This window comes from Aquitalea sp. S1-19 (assembly GCF_024343515.1).
Genome location: NZ_RJTZ01000026.1, coordinates 1 through 19,509, shown reverse-complemented (window position 1 = coordinate 19,509; position 19,509 = coordinate 1). Strand labels below are relative to the sequence as shown.

At 59.7% G+C, this 19,509-nt stretch carries 16 protein-coding genes and 1 pseudogene; 9 read left to right on the top strand and 8 right to left on the bottom strand.

Annotated elements, in window-relative coordinates; all coding sequences use genetic code 11:
* Positions 1–154 precede the first annotated feature (154 nt).
* Positions 155–853, bottom strand: coding sequence for an oligogalacturonate-specific porin KdgM family protein (locus EGI20_RS06020; RefSeq protein WP_498630487.1), 699 nt, complete (start codon positions 851–853; stop codon positions 155–157).
* 185 nt (positions 854–1,038) lie between these two features.
* Here EGI20_RS06020 and EGI20_RS06015 point away from each other — a divergent pair, with 185 nt between their 5' ends.
* The gene (locus EGI20_RS06015) at positions 1,039–1,803 is read left to right on the top strand and encodes a TSUP family transporter (RefSeq protein ID WP_498630485.1); all 765 of its coding nucleotides are present in this window, start codon (positions 1,039–1,041) and stop codon (positions 1,801–1,803) included.
* Positions 1,804–1,811: 8 nt separating this feature from the next.
* Here EGI20_RS06015 and EGI20_RS06010 read toward each other — a convergent pair whose 3' ends face one another.
* Positions 1,812–2,207, bottom strand: coding sequence for a DUF2721 domain-containing protein (locus EGI20_RS06010; protein WP_498630483.1), 396 nt, complete (start codon positions 2,205–2,207; stop codon positions 1,812–1,814).
* A gap of 617 nt (positions 2,208–2,824) precedes the next feature.
* A complete protein-coding gene (locus EGI20_RS06005) occupies positions 2,825–3,379 on the bottom strand; it encodes an antibiotic biosynthesis monooxygenase (RefSeq protein ID WP_498630481.1) in 555 nt (184 codons plus the stop codon).
* Positions 3,380–3,541: 162 nt separating this feature from the next.
* Between EGI20_RS06005 and EGI20_RS06000 the strand changes: the two genes are divergently transcribed.
* Positions 3,542–6,703, top strand: coding sequence for a DEAD/DEAH box helicase (locus tag EGI20_RS06000; RefSeq protein WP_498630479.1), 3,162 nt, complete (start codon positions 3,542–3,544; stop codon positions 6,701–6,703).
* A gap of 604 nt (positions 6,704–7,307) precedes the next feature.
* Here EGI20_RS06000 and gyrB read toward each other — a convergent pair.
* The 3 genes from gyrB to dnaA form a co-directional block, all read right to left on the bottom strand.
* A complete protein-coding gene (gene gyrB, locus EGI20_RS05995; protein ID WP_498630477.1) occupies positions 7,308–9,698 on the bottom strand; it encodes a DNA topoisomerase (ATP-hydrolyzing) subunit B in 2,391 nt (796 codons plus the stop codon).
* 136 nt (positions 9,699–9,834) lie between these two features.
* The gene (gene dnaN, locus EGI20_RS05990; protein WP_498630475.1) at positions 9,835–10,941 is read right to left on the bottom strand and encodes a DNA polymerase III subunit beta; all 1,107 of its coding nucleotides are present in this window, start codon (positions 10,939–10,941) and stop codon (positions 9,835–9,837) included.
* A 43-nt stretch (positions 10,942–10,984) separates the two neighbouring features.
* Positions 10,985–12,376, bottom strand: coding sequence for a chromosomal replication initiator protein DnaA (dnaA, locus tag EGI20_RS05985; protein ID WP_124735579.1), 1,392 nt, complete (start codon positions 12,374–12,376; stop codon positions 10,985–10,987).
* A 307-nt stretch (positions 12,377–12,683) separates the two neighbouring features.
* Between dnaA and rpmH the strand changes: the two genes are divergently transcribed.
* From rpmH to mnmE, 5 genes are all read left to right on the top strand, one after another.
* The gene (gene rpmH, locus EGI20_RS05980; protein WP_124735580.1) at positions 12,684–12,818 is read left to right on the top strand and encodes a 50S ribosomal protein L34; all 135 of its coding nucleotides are present in this window, start codon (positions 12,684–12,686) and stop codon (positions 12,816–12,818) included.
* A gap of 4 nt (positions 12,819–12,822) precedes the next feature.
* Positions 12,823–13,185: a ribonuclease P protein component gene (gene rnpA, locus EGI20_RS05975; protein ID WP_124735581.1), complete on the top strand. Its 363-nt coding sequence runs from the start codon at positions 12,823–12,825 to the stop codon at positions 13,183–13,185.
* Positions 13,161–13,370 carry a membrane protein insertion efficiency factor YidD gene (gene yidD / locus EGI20_RS05970; RefSeq protein ID WP_124735582.1) on the top strand — a complete coding sequence of 70 codons (210 nt, stop codon included), beginning with the start codon at positions 13,161–13,163 and terminating at the stop codon, positions 13,368–13,370. Before rnpA ends, yidD begins: the two co-directional genes overlap by 25 nt.
* Before the next feature lie 20 nt (positions 13,371–13,390).
* Positions 13,391–15,034, top strand: coding sequence for a membrane protein insertase YidC (yidC, locus tag EGI20_RS05965; protein ID WP_498630473.1), 1,644 nt, complete (start codon positions 13,391–13,393; stop codon positions 15,032–15,034).
* Between the two features lie 166 nt (positions 15,035–15,200).
* Entirely contained in the window at positions 15,201–16,547 is a 1,347-nt protein-coding gene (gene mnmE / locus EGI20_RS05960) for a tRNA uridine-5-carboxymethylaminomethyl(34) synthesis GTPase MnmE (protein ID WP_498630512.1), read from the top strand.
* A gap of 120 nt (positions 16,548–16,667) precedes the next feature.
* Here mnmE and EGI20_RS05955 read toward each other — a convergent pair whose 3' ends face one another.
* Positions 16,668–17,360, bottom strand: a complete 693-nt coding sequence (locus EGI20_RS05955) for a B3/B4 domain-containing protein (protein WP_498630471.1) — start codon at positions 17,358–17,360, stop codon at positions 16,668–16,670.
* Between the two features lie 44 nt (positions 17,361–17,404).
* Between EGI20_RS05955 and EGI20_RS05950 the strand changes: the two genes are divergently transcribed.
* Complete coding sequence (locus EGI20_RS05950) at positions 17,405–18,010, top strand: XRE family transcriptional regulator (protein WP_498630469.1); 606 nt, start codon at positions 17,405–17,407, stop codon at positions 18,008–18,010.
* A gap of 42 nt (positions 18,011–18,052) precedes the next feature.
* On the opposite strand, the gene ugpQ is transcribed toward EGI20_RS05950, so the two are convergent.
* Positions 18,053–18,829: a glycerophosphodiester phosphodiesterase gene (ugpQ, locus tag EGI20_RS05945; RefSeq protein WP_498630467.1), complete on the bottom strand. Its 777-nt coding sequence runs from the start codon at positions 18,827–18,829 to the stop codon at positions 18,053–18,055.
* 345 nt (positions 18,830–19,174) lie between these two features.
* Between ugpQ and EGI20_RS05940 the strand changes: the two are divergent.
* A pseudogene (locus EGI20_RS05940) lies at positions 19,175–19,509 on the top strand (NAD(P)(+) transhydrogenase (Re/Si-specific) subunit alpha); the annotation flags it as partial.

The window sequence follows — 19,509 nt, the reverse complement described above, 5'->3', positions numbered from 1 at the left end:
TAGCGCTACGAATATGGCGATGCAAGCATTACCGTCTGTGCAATATCACATGGCAGGCAACGGCTGGCTGCTCTTGCCGGCGGGCATAATAAAGGGCGGCAGGAGACCTGCCGCCCTTGTCATGCAATTTCAGGCATAAGGCTGTAGCCGTGGCTTACAGCGGAATCTTGACCCCGACACGTACCCAGGTACGGTTCACTTCCTGGCCTTTCTTGTCGCCCTTGTCGACATAGCGGATGTCGAAATAAGGCGTGAAGTCCTTGCTGACGCTGACGAGACGGGTCTGCAGGCCCAGTTCGAACATGTCATCGCCGGCAAACTTGTTGAAGTCAGGGCCGGACACGCGCTTGGTGTATTCCGGGTTGAGCGAGAAGTGGACGTGGTCATTGGCTTTCCAGGTTGCCCAGATCGAGTAGTTGTGCGCCTTGACCTTTTCGTTCGCGCTATTGGTGTCGATGTGGCCCTGCTGGTAGCGGTAGCGCGGGTTGATCGAGAGCGTTTCGCTCAGCTTCCAGCGCAGTTCCATATAGGGACGGGTCTCGGAGCCATTGCTGTTCCATACATGGGCGACGCCGGGCACTAGCGACAGCTGGTCGTTCAGCTTGTAGTTGTAATAAACACCCGCCTCGTTATCACCGGCGGTGAAGCTGTCGTAGCCTTCATCGGAGCCGGAGCTCTGGTTTGCCGTGAGTTCAGTCCAGCCGCCGATGCCGGAGCTCCACTGGTGGCCGATCAGGGCGCGCGAAAACCACTTGTCCATCCCGGTATCGTAGCCGGTACGCAGGTCGAGCTCGGCGGCGCCGGCGCTGCCACAAGCGATAGCCAGCAAGGTGGCGATCAGGGTCTTATTCATGATGCAGTCCTTTAGTTGGTATGTCAGGATGGATGACTTAAAAAATAATAGCGCTATTATTATGGTTTTATAGTAGCGCTGCAAATACTGCATGCCATATCGCGGGCATAAACGGCGGGTTTGCTGATCTGGATCAAAAACAGCGGTAGATCGGGTATCTATCTGAAGAAGGGGGAACAGGAAGAATGAGCGCTTTACTGGCTTGGCCATGGGCAAGCGTGATACAGGGCGGCCTGCTGGCAGCCGTTGTTGCTTTGGCGGCCTATTTGCAGTCATTGACCGGCTTTGCATTCGGTCTGGTACTGCTCGCACTGTCAACCCAGTTGGGGCTGCTAAGCATTGCCGATGCATCGCAGCTGGTGAACAGCCTCACGCTGGCCGGCGCCCTGCTGCTGCTTTGGCGCGGCCGGCTGGCACCGGACTGGCGCTTGTTCGCATGGGGTGTTTTGCCGGCCTTGCCCATGGTGCCGCTCGGCTTGTGGCTGCTTGGCGCGCTGTCCGGCGATGCCATCTACTGGCTGGGAAAATTGCTGGGTCTGGTGGTGGTGCTATCCAGTCTGACCATATTGTGGCCGCCACCACTGGCTACATTGGCCGGCAACTGCTGGGTCAAGCTGGCTTGCGGCGCGCTGTCCGGTCTGATGGGCGGGCTGTTTGCGACCGCCGGCCCGCCGCTGGTGCTGCTGTTCTACCAACTGGGCTTGCCCGCGGCGCGTGTGCGCGACACGCTGATGCTGGTTTTTGCCGGTTGCGGCCTGCTGCGCTTGCTGGTTTCGGTGCCGGGTGGCGTCTTTAATCCCGACTTGCTGCTGCCAACCCTGCTCTTGTTGCCGGTCTATTGGGGTGCAAGCCGGCTTGGCCTGCATCGGGGTACGGCCAGCAAAGGGCCGGGGCTACGGCGGCTGGTCGCCTTGTTGCTGCTGGGAAGCGGGCTTGCGATGCTGGCATAAGCACGCAGTCAGCCTCTTTGCTCCAGCAAACCGGCCAGCAGGATATTCAGCGCATCGGAGGAAAGCTTCAGCTCGTATAGCGATAGCAAGAGCGATACCAGCATCAGGCTGATGCTGGCGCTGAAACTGTAATAGGCATAGTGCGGCCACTGCATCAGGATGCCGAGCAGCGCCAGCACGCAGCCCAGCAGTGCGGCCATGCCGCAAAGCTGCATGTATTGCGTCAGGCGCAGCCGGCGGCGCAGGCTGCTGATCTGCAGGATGATCTTGCGGTCCCGGCTGCTCTGGTAGTCTTTGCACAGGTTGCGGATGATGCCGGCCAGTGCCAGAAAGCGGTTGGTATAGGCAATCAGCAGCATGCACAAGGCAGGGAACAGGAAGCCCGGTGTGGCTAATTCCATCATTATTTTGGCTATGTCCCAGTGACGAGTTGGCGTAGATAGGTTTTGGACTTTGTGTCCGCTGCGCGGACGAGTTTTTTACTTGCCGCTTCCGCGCGGCATGCGGGCAGGGGCCGGACGCGCCCGGCCCCTTGCATCCCCGGCGCCCCCGAAGTCTCGCGAAACCCCGGCGCAAAAGACGCTGGCGAGGCGCTGGCCAACTCGCGATTCGCTATCGTCGAATCGCTCAAACAAAGCCCAGCTTAAGACCTCGCCAGCGTCTTTTGCGCCGGCGCGAGCCTAACGGGGATGGGTGGCTGACGCACTGATAGCGCACATCGCATGCAATCAACACTAACGTGTAATTGGGACATCGCCACTATTTTAGTGGTGCTTGAGATTTGCCGGCTGTGCAGTCTGCGCCACAGACAGTATGCGAAAGAAGTGGATTGTAGCGCTACGATCGACCCGGGGAAAGGGGTTGGGCAACCGCGGCGCATGCCATGATGCTTTTCATGGCCGTGCTCCGCTCCGGCGCTTGCCTGCTATTTATCGTCTGGGCGGCCCAGGATGGGCAAAACCGGCACCCGCGCCGGCTGGCAAGCCCGGTCTTTTCCTATATACAGCGGCCACCCAGCCTTTTACGGCAGGCCGGGGTGTTGCCTTGGGTATGCCGGGGAGGCGGGCTGCAGCCAGTTTGCCAGCCGTCGGGTTACCCACGGAATGATCACGCACACCATCAGCGGGGTGAGCAGCAGGGTAGACAGCAGCACCCGCAGTAGCAGCGGCAGGCCGGCCAGCCACTCGCCCAACACCGCATTCATCAGCAGCGACACCGGAAAAAACGCCAGCCACACCGCCACCGCCTGCTTCCAGCGCGGCGGGGGTGAGACAAACCAGCCATCCAGTCCGCTGGCACAGCGTACGTCGCTTTGCTGCACCAGATGGGTGCCGCTGGCCAGCCAGTCGCTGCGTTCCGGTGCGTGCATCCACTGTTCAAGACTGGCGGCATCGGCAAAGCGGAACACGATCTGCCAGGTGTTGTCGCCCGGCGGCGGCGCAAACAGGCCGGCGCCCAGAAAGCCGTCAAAGCCGCCGGCCAGCGTTTCGCCGGCCAGCATCCAGCGGGTGAAGTCCTGCTGCCGCGCAGGATCAACGCGGCGGGTAACGAGAAAGGTCAGCGGTTCGGTGGGCATGGGGATCTCCTTGCGTATCACGTCCGTCTGGCCGGGATGGTGGCCGACGAAGCTGCTCCCGGATGTGGGGGCGGTTGATATTAAGCAAGAAACACTCCATGCAAAAGGCATTTTGTGCGGGGCCTGGTATCCTGGTGCGGTTAACGACTCGTTGGAATTGCCATGCCCCGTCAAATGCCGGAAGGCCTGTACGACATCTTGTTGACCGAATCGCAGGCCCGCAAGCTGGACGATAGTGATGTTGTCCATCCGTTGCTGGCAGGCCTAGAGGAGGCTGATAGTCATGAGCGTCTGGCTGAGATGCTGGGGCGGGAGCTGGCCGGCATCTTGCAAGAGCTAAAGCCAGAGGGTGACAGCAAAGAGCGACCGCCGGCTCAGCTGGCTCTGATCAATGGTCTGTTGCAAGACCTGCGTACCCGCTTGCACGCGATCGACAGCAAGGCTGCCATACGGGTAGAAGCATTGGCTTCTCCGCCACGCGTGCTGCGCGGACTGTTTCATCGACCGCATGAGCCCGAGCTGCCGCAGACTGGCTTGGCCATGCCGTGGCTGTTTACTGCTGGTAAGGCTAGCCCATCGCTGCTGACCGAGCTTAGGCGTGAGCTGGCCTCGTGTGATCGGGTAGATATTCTGGTGAGCTTCATCACCGTTTCCGGTGTGCGCAAGCTGGCTGATGTACTGGAACGCATCACCGCACTGGGGGCCGATGGCCTAGCGCGTACCCGTATCCGTGTGCTGACCACCACTTATATCGGTGCGACCGATGCGGCAGCGCTGGACCAGCTGGCGCGTCTGCCCGGTTGCGAGGTCAGGGTCTCGCTGGATGGTCGCCGTACCCGCTTGCATGCCAAAGCATGGATTTTCGAGCGCAAGACTGGCTTTGGTTCGGCCTATGTTGGCAGTGCCAACTTATCGGGGGCTGCGCTGATGGGGGGCTTGGAATGGACGGTAAAATTTACCGAACGTGGCCAGCGCACCTTGTTTGGCCGCGCCCGTGCTCATTTCGAGACTCTGTGGGAAGACACTGAATTTCAGCGTTACCACCCGGATGAGGAGGGTCAGCGGGCGGCACTTGATCGCGCTTTACGCGAGCAGAAGGGCTTGCCGAGTGCGAGCGACAGCAATGTGCTGCCATTTTTTGATCTGCAGCCCAAGAGTTATCAACAGGAAATGCTGGAAGCACTGGCTAGCGAGCGCGCACATGGCCGGATACGCAATTTGTTGGTGGCGGCGACAGGCACTGGCAAGACCATGATTGCTGCCTTCGACTATCGCCGGCTATGCCGTGAGCGAGGTGGTCGGCCGCGCTTGCTGTTTGTTGCACACCGTATCGAGATTTTGCAACAGGCGATGCACAGCTTTAGAGCCGTCTTGGGCGATAACGGCTTTGGTGAGGTGTTGAACGCAGAGACCCAGCCGGGCAGCTACGATCATCTGTTTGCCAGCATCCAGACATTGGATCGTCGCGATTTGCTTACCCGCTTCGGTGCCGATTACTGGCATATGGTCATCATCGATGAGTGCCATCATCTGGCTGCGGCCCAGTTCGACCGCTTTGCTTCTGCCGTCAAGCCAGCCATCCTGCTGGGGCTGACAGCGACACCAGAGCGTAGCGATGGCTCACCAATTGACGGCTATTTCGATCATTGGCCCGATGGCAGTCCCGCTGCTGAGCTCAGGCTATGGCATGCACTGGATCTGCAGTTGCTGGCCCCGTTCGAGTATTACGCCTGCGATGACGATACCGATCTGAGCCAGATCAGCTGGGGCAAGGCGGGTGAGCGTGAGCAATTAAGCCAGTTGCTGGATGCCAATAGCGCACGCGCGCATCTGGTGCTGCGTGAGTGGCGGCGGCTATGTGCCGATCCCAGTCAGTCCAAGGCACTGGTGTTCTGCGTCTCCATCGCTCACGCCCATTTTATGACCGAGATGCTGAATCGGGCCGGGCTGCCAGCCATTTGCGTCAGCTCGGAAAGCAGCAAGGAAGAGCGCCATAACGCGCCACGCCTGTTGGCTGCCGGGAAGATTGTCGCCATCATCACCGTCGATTTGTACAACGAAGGCGTCGATCTGCCTATGGTCGATACCCTGTTGCTGTTGCGCCCGACGCAAAGCCCAGTACTGTTCCAGCAGCAGATAGGTCGTGGCCTGCGTCTTTTTGATGGCAAGGAAAGCTGTTTGATCCTCGATTTTGTTGGCCAGCATCGTGCCGAATTTCGCTTTGATCGTTTGCTGGGTAGCCTGACTGGATTAAGCCGGCGCGAATTGCAGACGGGGGCGGAGCAGGGCTTCGACCGCCTGCCGTCCGGCTGCCATATCCAGTTGCAGAAAAAGACGCGTGAACAGGTGCTGCGTAATCTCAAAACGCTGATCAACCAGCGTTGGCCACAACTGAGCCGGGAGTTGGTCGCTTACGCCGCACTCCATCGTGGGCAAGCACTGACGCTGTCAGGTTTTTTGCACGAGCAAGTGCTGGAGCTGGAGGATGTGTATCGCGGTGCTAAAGGACGCAGTGGCTGGACGTGCCTAAAGCGTGCTGCCGGCCTGTTGTCTGAGCCTGCTGGCAGCGAGGAAGACTATTTTGGGCAGCGCTTTGGGGATTTGCTGCATGTGGATGATCCACGTCAGCTTGCGTTAATGGAAAAGCTAGCGAGCGGTGAAGGCGTGGTTTCTGCCGACCAAGGTTTGCGCTTGCAGATGCTGGCTTATCAAGTCGATGGCCAAGGTTCAAGAGTCGGTTCGGGGAGGGATTTTCTGGCTCGCTTAGATAGTACTGCGCGGCAGGAGCTGGGTGAATTAGCCGGCTTGTTGCAAGCCCGAAGCAGCCTGCTATTTCAACCCATCCCCGAGCTGGAAGACATGCCGCTGTGTCTGCATGCCAGCTATCAGCAACGTGAAATATTAACTGCTTGCGGGTATTGGGATGCAACAAGGCGGCCGTTTTTTGCCGAGGGGGTGTTGCGCCTGAAAGCATGCAAGACTGAATTGCTGTTTGTAACGTTGGACAAGAGTGCGGGTTATCACGATGCCATCGCTTATCACGACTATGCAATCAGCCCGACGCTATTTCATTGGCAGACACAGAACAGTGCCGGCCCTGATACAAAAACTGGTCGTTGTTATCTGGAAAGTGTCGGCGAGGCCGCCAATGGCTGGACTTTCCAGCTCTTTGTTCGCGAGAACAAGCAAAGCCCGTATCGTGCTTGTGGCGGCATAACGCTGGAAGCGTGGTCGGGCAGTAAGCCGATGAACATCACATGGCGCTTGCAAACACCACTGCCGGCAGCCTTGTTCCGTGCCTTCAACGAAAGCCGTGATGTGTAGAACCTGAAGTTGGGTTTTGTATGCTGATGTTTCCGTTGCGAGTTGGCATAGATGAGCTTCGGGTTTTGTGTCCGCTGCGCGGACGCTTTTCACTTGCCGCTTCCGCTGACCGAGCGCGGCAAGCGCAGCGGCGCGAGCCTAACGGGGAGGGGTGGCTGACGCATAAATAGCGTGCATAAAACGCCACAGGCTGGCTAGCTAAATGGGAAGTTGACCCGAGCCCGTAGCCGCGAGCCGCGACGAAGGCGGCCGTCAAGGTTTTAAGCCGCCCTTTGTTTGAGCGATTCGACGGTAGCGAATCGCGAGTTGGGCGGCGCCTTGGCGGGCGGCTTTGGTGCGGGGTTTCGAAGCGGCTTCGGGTCGCCTTTTCTTTCGGCTATTTCTTTTGGCGAGACAAAAGAAATAGCCCCGTCCGCCGCGCGGAAGCGGCACCTAAATACGTCCGCGTAGCGGACTCCGCAAACTACGGATCACGGAAACCAGCCCGACGGGGTGTAGATGCAAAAAAGGCCAGCCGTTTCCGGCTGGCCTTTGTCTGTCTGGCGGGTGGTCGCTGGTGGATTACGGCCTTTGGCCTAACCCACCCTACCGTCACCTCATTCGATCAGATGTCGATATTGCGCGCGATCAGCGCGTTGCTTTCGATGAAGGCGCGGCGTGGTTCGACGTTGTCGCCCATCAGCGTGGTGAACACGTCGTCGGCGCCCATGGCGTCTTCGATGCGTACCTTGAGCAGGCGGCGCACGCTCGGGTCCATGGTGGTTTCCCACAGCTGGCCCGGGTTCATTTCGCCCAGCCCCTTATAGCGCTGGATGCTCATGCCCTTGCGTGCTTCGCCCAGCAGCCAGTCCAGTGCTTCGCCGTAGCTGGTGACCGGACGCAGGGTTTCGCCGCGGCGCATGGCGGCGCCTTCGCCGATCAGGCCGTTCAGCATTTCACGCGTGGCCTTCAGCTCGGCATAGTCGGCCGATTCGAGGAAGTTCTGGTCCAGCACCGTCACCATCACATTGCCGTGCAGCTTGCGGATGACCTTGATCAGGTAGCCATCGTTCTTTTCGTCGCGCAGCAGCTCGAGTTCGATCTCTTCGACCGGCAGCAGCGCCTGCAGTGCGGCCAGCGAAGCGAGGGCTTCGTGCTCGTTTTCCAGACCCAGCGGTGCGGTCTTGAGCATGGCTTCCAGCACCAGATGGTCGATGACGCGGCTTTCGCGCTCGATCACGGCGCGGGCCAGCAGGAACTGGCGCGCGACAATGCCCATGGCTTCGGCCGTCAGCGGCTCGGCGCCGGCGCTCGGGATCAGCTCGGCCTTGTCCAGTGCCAGTTGCAGCAGGTACTGGTCAAGTTCGTATTCGTCCTTGAGGTAGCGTTCCTGCTTGCCGTGCTTGGCCTTGAACAGTGGCGGCTGGGCGATGTAGATATGGCCGCGCTCCACCAGTTCCGGCGTCTGGCGATAGAAGAAGGTCAGCAGCAGGGTACGGATGTGTGCACCGTCGACGTCGGCGTCGGTCATGATGATGATGCGGTGGTAGCGCAGCTTGTCCGGGTTGTACTCGTCCTTGCCGATGCCGCAACCGAGCGCGGTGATCAGCGTCGCCACTTCCTGGCTGGCCAGCATCTTGTCGAAGCGTGCGCGCTCGACGTTGAGGATCTTGCCCTTCAGCGGCAGGATGGCCTGGAACTTGCGGTCACGGCCCTGTTTGGCGGAGCCGCCGGCGGAGTCACCCTCGACCAGATACAGTTCGGACAGCGCCGGATTTTTTTCCTGGCAGTCGGCCAGCTTGCCCGGCAGGCCGAGGCCGTCGAGCACGCCTTTGCGGCGGGTGATCTCGCGCGCCTTGCGTGCGGCGTCACGGGCACGTGCGGCGTCGACGATCTTGCCGCAGATGATCTTGGCGTCGGCCGGGTTTTCCTGCAGGAAGTTGCGCAGCGCTTCGCCGACCACTTCGTTGATCACCGGGCCGATTTCGCTGGAGACCAGCTTGTCTTTGGTCTGGCTGGAGAATTTCGGGTCGGGCAGCTTGCACGACAGTACGCAGGTCAGGCCTTCGCGCATATCGTCGCCGGTAGTGTCGACCTTGGCCTTTTTGGCCACTTCGTGTTCTTCGATGTACTGGTTCAGCGTGCGCGTCATCATCTGGCGCAGGGCGGTGAGGTGGGAGCCACCATCGCGCTGCGGGATGTTGTTGGTGAAGCACTGTACCGATTCCTGATAGGAGTCGTTCCACTGCATCGCCACGTCCACGCTCATGCCGTCCTTTTCGCCGGTGGCGAAGAAGGGCTTGGGGTGCATGGCCGCCTTGTTGCGGTTCATATACTGCACGAAGCCGGCGACGCCGCCGGAGAAGGCGAAGTTTTCTTCCTTGCCGCTACGCTTGTCGATCAGGGTAATCGCCACGCCGTCGTTGAGGAATGACAGTTCGCGGATGCGCTTGGCCAGAATGTCGAAATGGAATTCGATCTTGCCGAAGATTTCCGGCGAGGCCATGAAGTGCACTTCGGTGCCGCGATGGTTGCTGTGGCCGGTGACGGTCAAGGGCTCGACTGCGTCGCCATGGCGGAACTCCATCTCGTGGACTTTACCGTCGCGCCAGATCTTGAGCTTGAGCCAGTCGGACAGCGCATTGACCACCGATACGCCCACGCCGTGCAGGCCGCCGGAGATCTTGTAGCTGTTGCTGTCGAATTTGCCGCCGGCGTGCAGGATGGTCATGATGACTTCTGCGGCGGAGCGGCCTTCTTCCGGGTGGATGTCGGTCGGGATGCCGCGGCCGTTGTCTTCCACCGAGATCGAGTTGTCCGGGTGGATGATGACGCGCACGGTGTCGGCGTGGCCGGCCAGTGCTTCGTCAATGGCGTTGTCCAGCACTTCGAACACCATATGGTGCAGGCCGGAGCCATCCTGGGTGTCGCCAATATACATGCCGGGGCGCTTGCGCACCGCGTCCAGCCCTTTCAGGACCTTGATACTGTCTGCGCCGTATTCCTGTTCGCTCATCTGTTTGTTACTCGATTCTATCTGTTCGGGAGTCGGGACCCGGGGTCGGGTGCCCGCTATGTGCCACCGGGGGCGGCACCTTGGCCGCCAGCTCTGGCAGCGGATCCCGGATCACCGATCCCGGATCCTGCTGCGATCAGATCCGCATCGGCATCACGATGTATTTGAAGTTGCTGTTGCCGGGGATGGTAAACAGCGCCGAGCGGCCGGCGTCGCCGAAGGCCAGTTGCAGCGTGTCGGCCGGCAGGTTGGTCAGCACATCCAGCAGGTAGTTGATGTTGAAGCCGATTTCCAGGTCGCCGCCGTCGTAGGCGATTTCCAGTTCTTCTTCGGCTTCTTCCTGCTCGCTATTGGTACACAGGATGGACATGGCGCCATTCTTCAGCACCAGACGCACGCCGCGGAACTTCTCGTTGGCTAGGATCGCCGCGCGTTGCAGCGCGTGCAGGAAGGTCAGGCGTTCGATCAGGAACAGACGGTCGTTATCCAGCGGAATCACCCGGTTGTAATCGGGGAACTTGCCGTCGACCACTTTGCTGATGATCACGGTGCTGCCGAAACTGAAGCGCACCTGATTGTTCAACAGTTCGATCTGGATCAGTTCGTCGCTGTCCTGCAGCAGCTTGTAAAGCTCGAGTATGGTCTTGCGCGGCAGGATGACTTCGGTCTTGGGCAGATCGCCGTCGTGGCTTGCGGCGGCAAAGGCCAGACGGTGGCCATCGGTGGAAACCAGGCGCACCTGATCGCCCTCGGTCTGCAGCAACAGGCCGTTCAGGTAGTAACGGATATCCTGCACCGCCATGGCGAACTGGACTTGCGACAGCAGACGCTTGAGGTCGCGCTGCGGCAGGCTGAAGGTCGATTCGGCCGCGCCATTGGGGGCGACAAACGGAAAATCGTCGGCCGGCAGGGTCTGCAGGTTGAAGCGGCTTTTGCCTGCCTTGAGCACCAGACGGCCGCCGTCCTGCGAGTCCAGCGTGACGGTGGAGTCGGGAATGGCCCGCAGGATGTCCTGCAGCTTTTTGGCCGAGGTGGTCAGGCGGAAGTCTTCGCCGGGTAGGCTGTCCGGGCTGGCGGTGGTGATCTGGATTTCCAGGTCGGTCGCGAGAAAGCTCACGACGCCGGTCTTTTTCTCGATCAGCACATTGGACAGGATAGGCAGGGTATGACGACGCTCGACAATCCCGGTCACGGCCAGAAGCGGCTTCAGCAGGGCATCGCGTTCGGCTTGCAAAATCAGCATGCTCAGGGCTCCCGATTCAAAACAGGTGGGGTTGGATTAGGGTTCAATTGCGCAACATCGATAGCAGGGCATCGTAATCATGGGCGATGTCCGGGTCCGAGGTGCGCATTTCATTAATGGTTTTGCAGGCGTGCAGCACCGTAGTGTGGTCGCGTCCGCCAAAGGCATCGCCGATATTGGGCAGGGAGAGCTGGGTCAGCTCCTTGGCCAGCGTCATCGCCACCTGGCGCGGACGGGCAATATCGCGCGAGCGCTTCTTGCTGTGCATATCCGACAGCTTGATCTTGTAGTACTCGGCCACGGTCTTCTGGATCGCGTCCACCGTCACCTGACGGTTGCCGGCGGCCAGAATGTCTTTCAGCGCCTCTTTCACCAGCTCCATCGAGATGCTCTGGTTGGTAAAGCGGGCGTAGGCGACCACGCGCTTGAGCGCGCCTTCGAGTTCGCGCACGTTGGAGCGCACGTTCTGCGCGATAAAGAAGGCGACATTGTTGTCGAGCTTGATATTGTCGACTTCGGCCTTCTTCATCAGGATGGCGACGCGCATTTCCAGCTCCGGCGGCTGGATTTCAACCGTCAGGCCCCAGGAGAAGCGCGAGATCAGGCGCTCTTCCATGCCTTCGATCTGCTTGGGGTAGGAGTCGCAGGTCATGATCACCTGTTTGCCGCCCTCGATCAGCGCGTTGAAGGCGTAGAAGAATTCTTCCTGGGTGCGGTTTTTGCCGGCAAAAAACTGGATATCGTCGATCAGCAGCAGGTCGAGCGAGTGGTAGTAGCGCTTGAACTCGTCGAAGGCCTTGTGCTGGTAGGCGCGCATGATGTCCGCCACATAGCGCTCGGCATGGATGTAGCGCACGCGGGCCTGCGGGTTTTTCTGGAACACATGGTTGCCGATGGCCTGAATCAAGTGGGTCTTACCCAGACCGACGCCGCCATAGACGAATAGCGGGTTGTAGGCCGGGTCGCCCGGATTCTCGGCAATCTGCAAGGCGGCAGCGCGCGCCAGCTGGTTGCCCTTACCGGTTACCAGGCTGTCGAAGGTAAAGCCGGGATTGAGACGCGTGCTTTCGTGGCTGCCGATGGCCTTGACCGCCGCCTGCTTGGCCTGCTCGGCCACGGTCGGCGTGCTGGGTGCCGCCGGCGCGGGGCGCGGGGTGTTGCTGACCATGGAGGGCGGCGCCACCGGGCGCATATTGCCGCCTACGCGCAGCTCCACGTTGGTGAGCCCCGACAGCTCGCCAACCAGTTCCTCGATGCGACCAAGAAACCTGTCCTTGATGAATTGCAGGATGAAACGGTTGGGGGCGAGCAGCACCAAGCTCTCTTCGCCGGTTTCGGCAGAGAGGGGCTTGATCCAGGTATTGAACTGCTGTGAAGACAGTTCGGCCTCGAGGCGCGCCAGGCACGCCGGCCAAATTTGATCCAGTTCGGTCATTACTCACTAACAAGCAAAACCTGCGGCCATCGCGTGAAAACGGGGAGGGCAGCAGGTTGCGTAAGAAACGCTCGCCATGAAAAGGCGGGCACAGGCATTCGGGTGATGGCACTGCACGGCATGCTGACCCGCTTGTCTTCGGGTCAAGTCCAAAACTTGAGCAGCAGGTTCAGTGCCTTAAGTTTGTACATTCTAATGGTTTTTGCAAAAGTTATCCACAGGAAGGTCAAAAATAAGTGGTTGACTGTTGCAGTGTTTCTGGGTTTAATCACGCGTTTATTTCCGTTTCGAAACAGGAAACCCCATCATGAAACGCACTTACCAGCCATCCAATACCCGCCGCAAGCGTACCCACGGCTTCCTCGTACGCAACAAGACCCGTGGTGGTCGTGCCGTTCTGGCCGCACGTCGCGCCAAGGGCCGCAAGCGTCTGTCTGTATAAGGCCTTGAGCTTCCGCTTTCGCCGAGTGCACCGGCTGTTAAAAACGGATGATTTTTCATCCGTTTTTAGTTTGCGCCAGGTGCGCAGCAATCCCTTCTTCCAGGTCTACGTCCGTCCCAATGATCTTGGCCACGCACGAGTCGGTCTCGTCGTTGGCAAAAAGACCGCCAAACGCGCCAATCGCCGCAACTACATCAAACGTTCGGTACGCGAATGGTTCCGCTTGCACCAGCACGAACTCGGCAGCAACGACTACGTGGTGCGTGCGCGTTTATCCTTCGTCCGTAACAATCGTCATGAAGCAGTCGAGGCTTTGGCCTCACTCTTTGCTAAACTGCTGCGATGTCGCGCGCCCTCGTCCTCCTGATCCGCTTCTATCAGGTCGCTATCAGTCCGTGGATTGCTCCGCGGTGCCGGTATCTGCCGACCTGTTCGTGTTACGCAATCGAGGCGGTGCAGAAACATGGCGCGCGCAAAGGTGGTTGGCTAGCGGCAAGGCGGATTGCGCGTTGTCACCCATGGGGCGGTAGCGGCTATGACCCGGTTCCCTGAACTTTCCGGATAAAAGAGAGATGGACTCCAAGAGACTGATCATTTTCATTACCCTGTCGCTGGCAATCTTGCTGGGCTGGCAGGAATTCTTTGCGCCCAAGCCGGTGCCAAAAGCAGCTTCGACTGTGACGGCGACCCGGACCGGTTCCGATACTCCTTCTGCCCCGCAGCCGGCCGACTCGGCCAAGCTCGAGAGTGGCCAGCGCATCGTGGTCAATACCGACGTGATGCGTGCCGAAATCGACACCATGGGTGGCGACTTGCGCGCGCTGGATCTGACCCAGCATGGTCAGACTTCCGACCCGAGTAAGGATTTCGACCTGCTGACCGACAAGGGCGGCCGCGTGTATGTGGCTCAGACCGGCCTGCTGTCCGCGGTTGACCCGCAACTGCCAACGCACAAGACCCTGTTCACGGCTGAAAAGACCGCGTACAGCCTTGATGGCGACAAGGTTGAAGTCAAGCTGACCGCACCGGAAGTGAACGGCGTGAAGGTGGTCAAGGTTTACACCTTCAGCAAGGGATCTTACGAAATCGGCGTGCGTTACGACGTGACCAACGCCAGCGGCAAGCCGCTGCCACTGTCTGCCTACTACCGTCTGCTGCGTGACAACAAGGCACCGGAAGGCGAGAGCTACTTCGCGCATACCTTTACCGGTCCTGCGATGTACTCCAGCGAAGGCAAGTTCCAGAAAGTCACCTTCGATGATCTGGACAAGGGCAAGGGCGAACACGTCAAGAACACCGCCGACGGCTGGGTGTCGATGGTGCAGCACTACTTCTTCTCCGCCTGGATCACCAAGCCGCTGGACGGCAACAGTGTCTGCGCCAAGGCTGAAGACTGCAGCTACGACATCAAGAAGCTGGGCAACGGCCTGTATTCGGCCGGTGTGATGGTGAACCTGCCGGTGCTGGCCAATGGCGCGACCGAGTCGATTACCGTACCGCTGTATGTCGGTCCGGAAGACTACGCGACCATCACCAAGCTGGCTGACGGCATGAACTACGTCAAGGACTACGGCTGGGTGTATATCTTCGCTTCGCCGCTGTTCTGGCTGCTGGCCAAGATCCATAGCTTTGTCGGTAACTGGGGCTGGGCGATCGTGCTCTTGACCGTTCTGGTCAAGGCCGTGTTCTACCCGCTGACCGCCGCGTCCTACCGCTCGATGGCCAAGATGAAGGCGCTGGCGCCACGTCTGGAAACCATGAAGGCGCAGTATGGCGATGACCGCATGAAGTTCCAGCAGGCGGTCATGGAGATGTACAAGAAGGAAAAGATCAACCCGCTGGGCGGCTGTCTGCCCATCCTGATCCAGATTCCTGTGTTCATCGGCCTGTACTGGGCGCTGCTGGCTTCGGTCGAATTGCGTCAGGCTCCGTGGATTCTGTGGATTCATGACCTGGCCAAGCCGGATCCTTACTATGTCCTGCCGGCGATCATGGCGATCACCATGTTTGTGCAGACCTTCCTGAACCCGCCGCCGACCGATCCGGTACAGGCGAAGATGATGAAGATCATGCCGGTTGCCTTCTCGGTGATGTTCTTCTTCTTCCCGGCTGGTCTGGTGCTGTACTGGGTGGTGAACAACGTACTGTCGATGTCGCAGCAGTACTACATCAACCGCCAGATTGAAAACGCCCGCAAGGCTTCGCTGCAGTCCTAAGACGGCAGCGCCTTGAAGGCAAGAGCCCGGCCGCAAGGCCGGGCTTTTTGGTTTTTATCAGGCAAGGCCGTGTAGCCTTGCGCGGCTTTGCCTGATAAAACGCCTTAAGCCCCGATATGTTTCAGGCCGGCAGTGCTGCCGGCAAACCGGATTGCACACTATGAACTTGAGCTACGCCCCCACCACCATCGCCGCCATTGCCACCGCCCCCGGTCGCGGCGGCATCGGCGTGATCCGTATTTCCGGCCGCGAACTGCTGCCGTTTGCACTGGCGATTTCCGGCGGCAAGACACCCAAGCCCCGTACCGCCACCTATACCGATTTTTTCGCCGCCGATGGCACGGCCATCGACAATGGCCTGCTGCTGTACTTTCCGGGGCCGCATAGCTTTACCGGCGAGGATGTGATCGAGCTGCAGGGCCATGGCGGGCCGGTGGTGCTGAAGATGCTGCTGGCGCGCTGCGTGGCGCTGGGTGCGCGTCTGGCCGAGCCGGGCGAGTTCACCCGCCGTGCCTTCCTCAACGACAAGATGGATCTGGCGCAGGCCGAAAGCGTGGTCGATCTGATCGATGCCGCTTCGGAAACCGCCGCGCGCGGTGCGCTCAAGTCGCTCAAGGGTGCGTTCTCCGGCGAGATCCACGCCATGGTCGAAGACCTGATTACCCTGCGCATGCTGGTCGAGGCCACGCTGGATTTCCCCGAAGAAGATATCGATTTTCTCAAGGCTGCCGACGCGACCGGCAAGCTGGCGTCCATCCGTAGCCAGCTGGCGCGGGTGCAGGCCACCGCGCGCCAGGGCGCCATCCTGCGCGAAGGCATGCATGTGGTGCTGGTGGGCGAGCCGAACGTTGGCAAGTCGTCCTTGATGAACGCGCTGGCCGGCGACGATGTCGCCATCGTTACCGATATTGCCGGCACCACGCGCGACACGGTGCGCGAGGAGATCATCATCGATGATGTGCCGGTGCATGTGATCGATACCGCCGGCCTGCGCGATACCGATGATGTGGTGGAAAAAATCGGCATCGAGCGAACCTGGGCGGCTGTCGAGCGTGCCGATGTGGCGCTGGTGCTGGTGGACGGGCGCGAGGGCATTACCCCGAATGTAGAGGCGATACTGGCGCGCCTGCCGGAGCGTTTGCCGCGGGTGTTCGTATTCAACAAGATCGACCTGGCCGGCGAAGGCGCGCGGGTCGACGAGGAAGATGGCCATCCGCTGGTCTACCTGTCGGCCGCGACCCATGACGGGGTCGATCTGCTCAAGGGCAAGCTGCTGGAACTGATCGGTTACAAGGGCGAGGGCGAGAGCGTGTATCTGGCGCGGGCGCGCCATCTGGATGCCATCCGCCGTGCCGGCGAGCATCTGGCGGTGGCGACTAGCGAGTGGCAGCAGGTGGAAATCTTCGCCGAAGAGCTGCGCCTGGCGCAGAACGTGCTAGCCGAGATTACTGGCGAATTCACCCCGGATGACCTCCTGGGCGTGATCTTCAGCCGCTTTTGCATCGGTAAATAAAGAGACATGCTCTGGGGGCTTGATTCTCGTCGCTGACGGCGACCGTTTTGCAGGCGGCTTATCGGCCGGGAGCACCTCTCCGTGTGCTCCCACTTTGGCCCCGATATGCGAGGCGGCCCGTCAGGGCTCAATCCCGATCAAAGCTGATTCGATGGCCGCATCTGGCATCATCAGCTTTAATCCTTCAGCCAGCTGATTACCGGCCTCATGCAGTGCGCCGAGTGGCATTGCTGGCAGGCTTTCCAGAATAAACCACATCTGCTTTGTCTCTGCGTTAATCCGGGTTCTGATGCCCTGTCGCCAGTTCCAGCGCCGGCAGGTCACGCCGACATCGTCACGCCAGACGACTTCGCCGCGCTCCGGAGACTCCTGAACCGGCTCGCCGCCTTTCAGGGTGTCGAATAATTCAGAGCCCTCTGCGATGACCAGTCTGGGCGCGCCAACATAGGCGGTATAGTTCTCGCCCCCGACAGGGACGGCATACTGCAGGCTGATTGCGTTATACAGGTCTACGACCGGGTTGACACTTGGCAGCTTTCCATCGCGTAGTACCCATTTGCGTAACGCTTCGGCAGAACAGGGTGTGCGCTGTGGTTTGGCACCAAAACGGCGAAATGTCTCTGCCCAGGCTAAAAGGTGGGCTTCGCTCCAGTCGGGGCCTCCGGCGAGTACGGATTGGCAGGCACGGTCAAGGGCCGTGCTGGCAACATCTGGGTCGGGAATTGAGGCCGCATTGACACTCAGGCTGAGAGCGCGAAAGCCAGGAGCCAGGCTGATGACCTGAGGGTCGATTGACGGTGCAGCTGGGTGCATAGGAGTATCCTGATATTGACTGATTTATTTTAAGATAAATACTAATGACCAAAAAAGTCAATATATTGACCGAGTCGGGTGCGGATGTACAAATCGTGAGTGCAGCGGTTGCCACCCGTCTCAAAGAACACCGGAAAAAGAAGAAGCTCTCGCTGGATGCGCTGTCTCAGCGTGCGGGTATCAGCAAAGGCATGTTGGTCGAGATCGAGAAGTGTGCTGCCAATCCCAGTATCGGTACGCTGTGCAAGATTGCAGCGGCACTGGGCGTATCGGTGGCGGATATTGTGAATGTTTCCAATACGCCCTCGGTGCATGTTATCGAAGGCAAAGACATCCCGACGTTATGGACGGGACCTGGCGGTGGCTCTGCCCGGTTATTGGCGGGGACTACCGGACCTGACATGATCGAGCTATGGCGCTGGGAAATGCAGCCCGGTGAAGTCTTTGAGTCGGCCGGGCATGCATCAGGAACCGTCGAGTTGTTCCATGTGGAAAAGGGACAACTGACCATGGCGGTGGAGCAAACTGTGCTGACTGTTGCCGCCGGCTGTTCGGCAGTCGCCAGGACGGATGTGCCTCATCGCTATGTAAACGAGAGTGATTGTCCACTGGTTTTCACGATGGCGGTCGTAGAGCTGCTCCAGAGGTGAGCCGCCTTTTGGTATGGCGACAGGACTTGCTGGTGGCGAGGCTTAACCTAGGGCAGGGGCCGCTGCGGCGATCGCCTGCAAACGCTCCGGCCGGTCGCTGCACAGCATATCGATGCCCCATCCATAGAGTTCGGTAGCACGCTCCGGCCGGTTGACGGTCCATGCCATCAGCGCAAGTCCGGCATGCTGAACCTCCAGCACGCGCTCCTGACTCAGATCCCGTTCATTGGCATTCAGGGCACAGGCGGCACAGGCCTGTGCCTGCTGTGGCCAGTCATCCGGCCAGTTTTCTATCAGCAAGGCACGCGGCAGCCCGGGAGCTGCCGCTTTTGCTGCCAGCAGCGCCTCGAGTGAAAATGAAGACAGCATCAGTAGCGAGTGCTCGCCTTGCCACAGCTGGCTGGCCTGCTGTGCGACAATACGCCCCGTTTCCTGCTCCCGTCCGGGGCAGGGTTTGATTTCCAGGTTGATCCGCATGCCGCTGTGCCGGGTGTGTTCTGCCAGCGTCGCCAGCGTGGGAATGCGCTCGCCGGCAAAGGCAGGGTGAAACCATGCACCGGCATCCAGTTGCATCAGTGCCGCATGGTCTTGTCGTGCAAACAGGCCCTGACCATTACTGGTGCGCTCGAGATGTTCGTCGTGAAACAGCATGGGGACACCGTCCGCCGACAGTTTGACGTCGCACTCGACGGCCATGATGCCTAATTGGCGGCTTATTTCCAGCCCGGCCAGCGTGTTTTCCGGTGCCAAGGCGCCGCCCAGGCGGTGGGCAAACAGTCTGGGCCATGCCTGAACGGGTGAGTGTTCGAACAAATGCATTAAGCAACTCCAGAGGGTGGCAGGGTCAGCCCTACTGTCTTGAAAGCCTGTGGCCAGTCAAACTGTGTTATTTGTGCAACGCAATATCAACAATCATGCATAAAAAACCGCATGCTGACAGACAGCTTAGCTGATCTTGATCACGGCCTGTCAGGATAGGCTTCTCTACTCTTTGGCATCCTGATAGGCGGGATAGCCCTTGAAGGGTAAGTTTGTCGCAATAATATAAAAGTATTGCGCAATGGCAACATACGTGTATTAAATAAATTTCAAACATTCGTTCGAATGCGCCTCGGCCGGATGCAAAGATTCGATTATTTTTAAACCATCAGGGAAAGGAAGACCATGCAGATTGCCATCCCGGCAGAGACGGGCGACACCCGTGTCGCGGCCACGCCGGAAACGGTGAAGAAGTTTGTCGCCATGGGCCACAGCGTCGTCGTGCAAAGCGGCGCCGGCTTTGCCTCCGCAGTGCTGGACGCAGGCTTTGTCGAGGCGGGGGCCAGCATTGCGCCTACGCGCGCCGAAGCGCTGGCCAGTGCCGACATCGTGCTGACCGTGCGTCCGCTAGCCGAAGACGCCATTACCGAGTTGAAAGAGGGTGCGGTACTGATCGGCCAGCTGGCGCCGTATCAGAACAGCACCTTCCCGGCACTGGCTGCCAAAAAGGTGTCGGCTTT

What these genes read in the sequence shown, in the direction of transcription:
- ugpQ (WP_498630467.1), bottom strand. Translation starts at nt 18,829, where the DNA reads ATGCATTTGTTCGAACACTCACCCGTTCAGGCATGGCCCAGACTGTTT.
- rpmH (WP_124735580.1), top strand. Translation starts at nt 12,684, where the DNA reads ATGAAACGCACTTACCAGCCATCCAATACCCGCCGCAAGCGTACCCAC.
- EGI20_RS06005 (WP_498630481.1), bottom strand. Translation starts at nt 3,379, where the DNA reads ATGCCCACCGAACCGCTGACCTTTCTCGTTACCCGCCGCGTTGATCCT.
- yidC (WP_498630473.1), top strand. Translation starts at nt 13,391, where the DNA reads ATGGACTCCAAGAGACTGATCATTTTCATTACCCTGTCGCTGGCAATC.
- EGI20_RS06020 (WP_498630487.1), bottom strand. Translation starts at nt 853, where the DNA reads ATGAATAAGACCCTGATCGCCACCTTGCTGGCTATCGCTTGTGGCAGC.
- EGI20_RS06015 (WP_498630485.1), top strand. Translation starts at nt 1,039, where the DNA reads ATGAGCGCTTTACTGGCTTGGCCATGGGCAAGCGTGATACAGGGCGGC.
- dnaA (WP_124735579.1), bottom strand. Translation starts at nt 12,376, where the DNA reads ATGACCGAACTGGATCAAATTTGGCCGGCGTGCCTGGCGCGCCTCGAG.
- EGI20_RS06000 (WP_498630479.1), top strand. Translation starts at nt 3,542, where the DNA reads ATGCCCCGTCAAATGCCGGAAGGCCTGTACGACATCTTGTTGACCGAA.
- EGI20_RS06010 (WP_498630483.1), bottom strand. Translation starts at nt 2,207, where the DNA reads ATGATGGAATTAGCCACACCGGGCTTCCTGTTCCCTGCCTTGTGCATG.
- EGI20_RS05950 (WP_498630469.1), top strand. Translation starts at nt 17,405, where the DNA reads ATGACCAAAAAAGTCAATATATTGACCGAGTCGGGTGCGGATGTACAA.
- yidD (WP_124735582.1), top strand. Translation starts at nt 13,161, where the DNA reads ATGTCGCGCGCCCTCGTCCTCCTGATCCGCTTCTATCAGGTCGCTATC.
- dnaN (WP_498630475.1), bottom strand. Translation starts at nt 10,941, where the DNA reads ATGCTGATTTTGCAAGCCGAACGCGATGCCCTGCTGAAGCCGCTTCTG.
- gyrB (WP_498630477.1), bottom strand. Translation starts at nt 9,698, where the DNA reads ATGAGCGAACAGGAATACGGCGCAGACAGTATCAAGGTCCTGAAAGGG.
- EGI20_RS05955 (WP_498630471.1), bottom strand. Translation starts at nt 17,360, where the DNA reads ATGCACCCAGCTGCACCGTCAATCGACCCTCAGGTCATCAGCCTGGCT.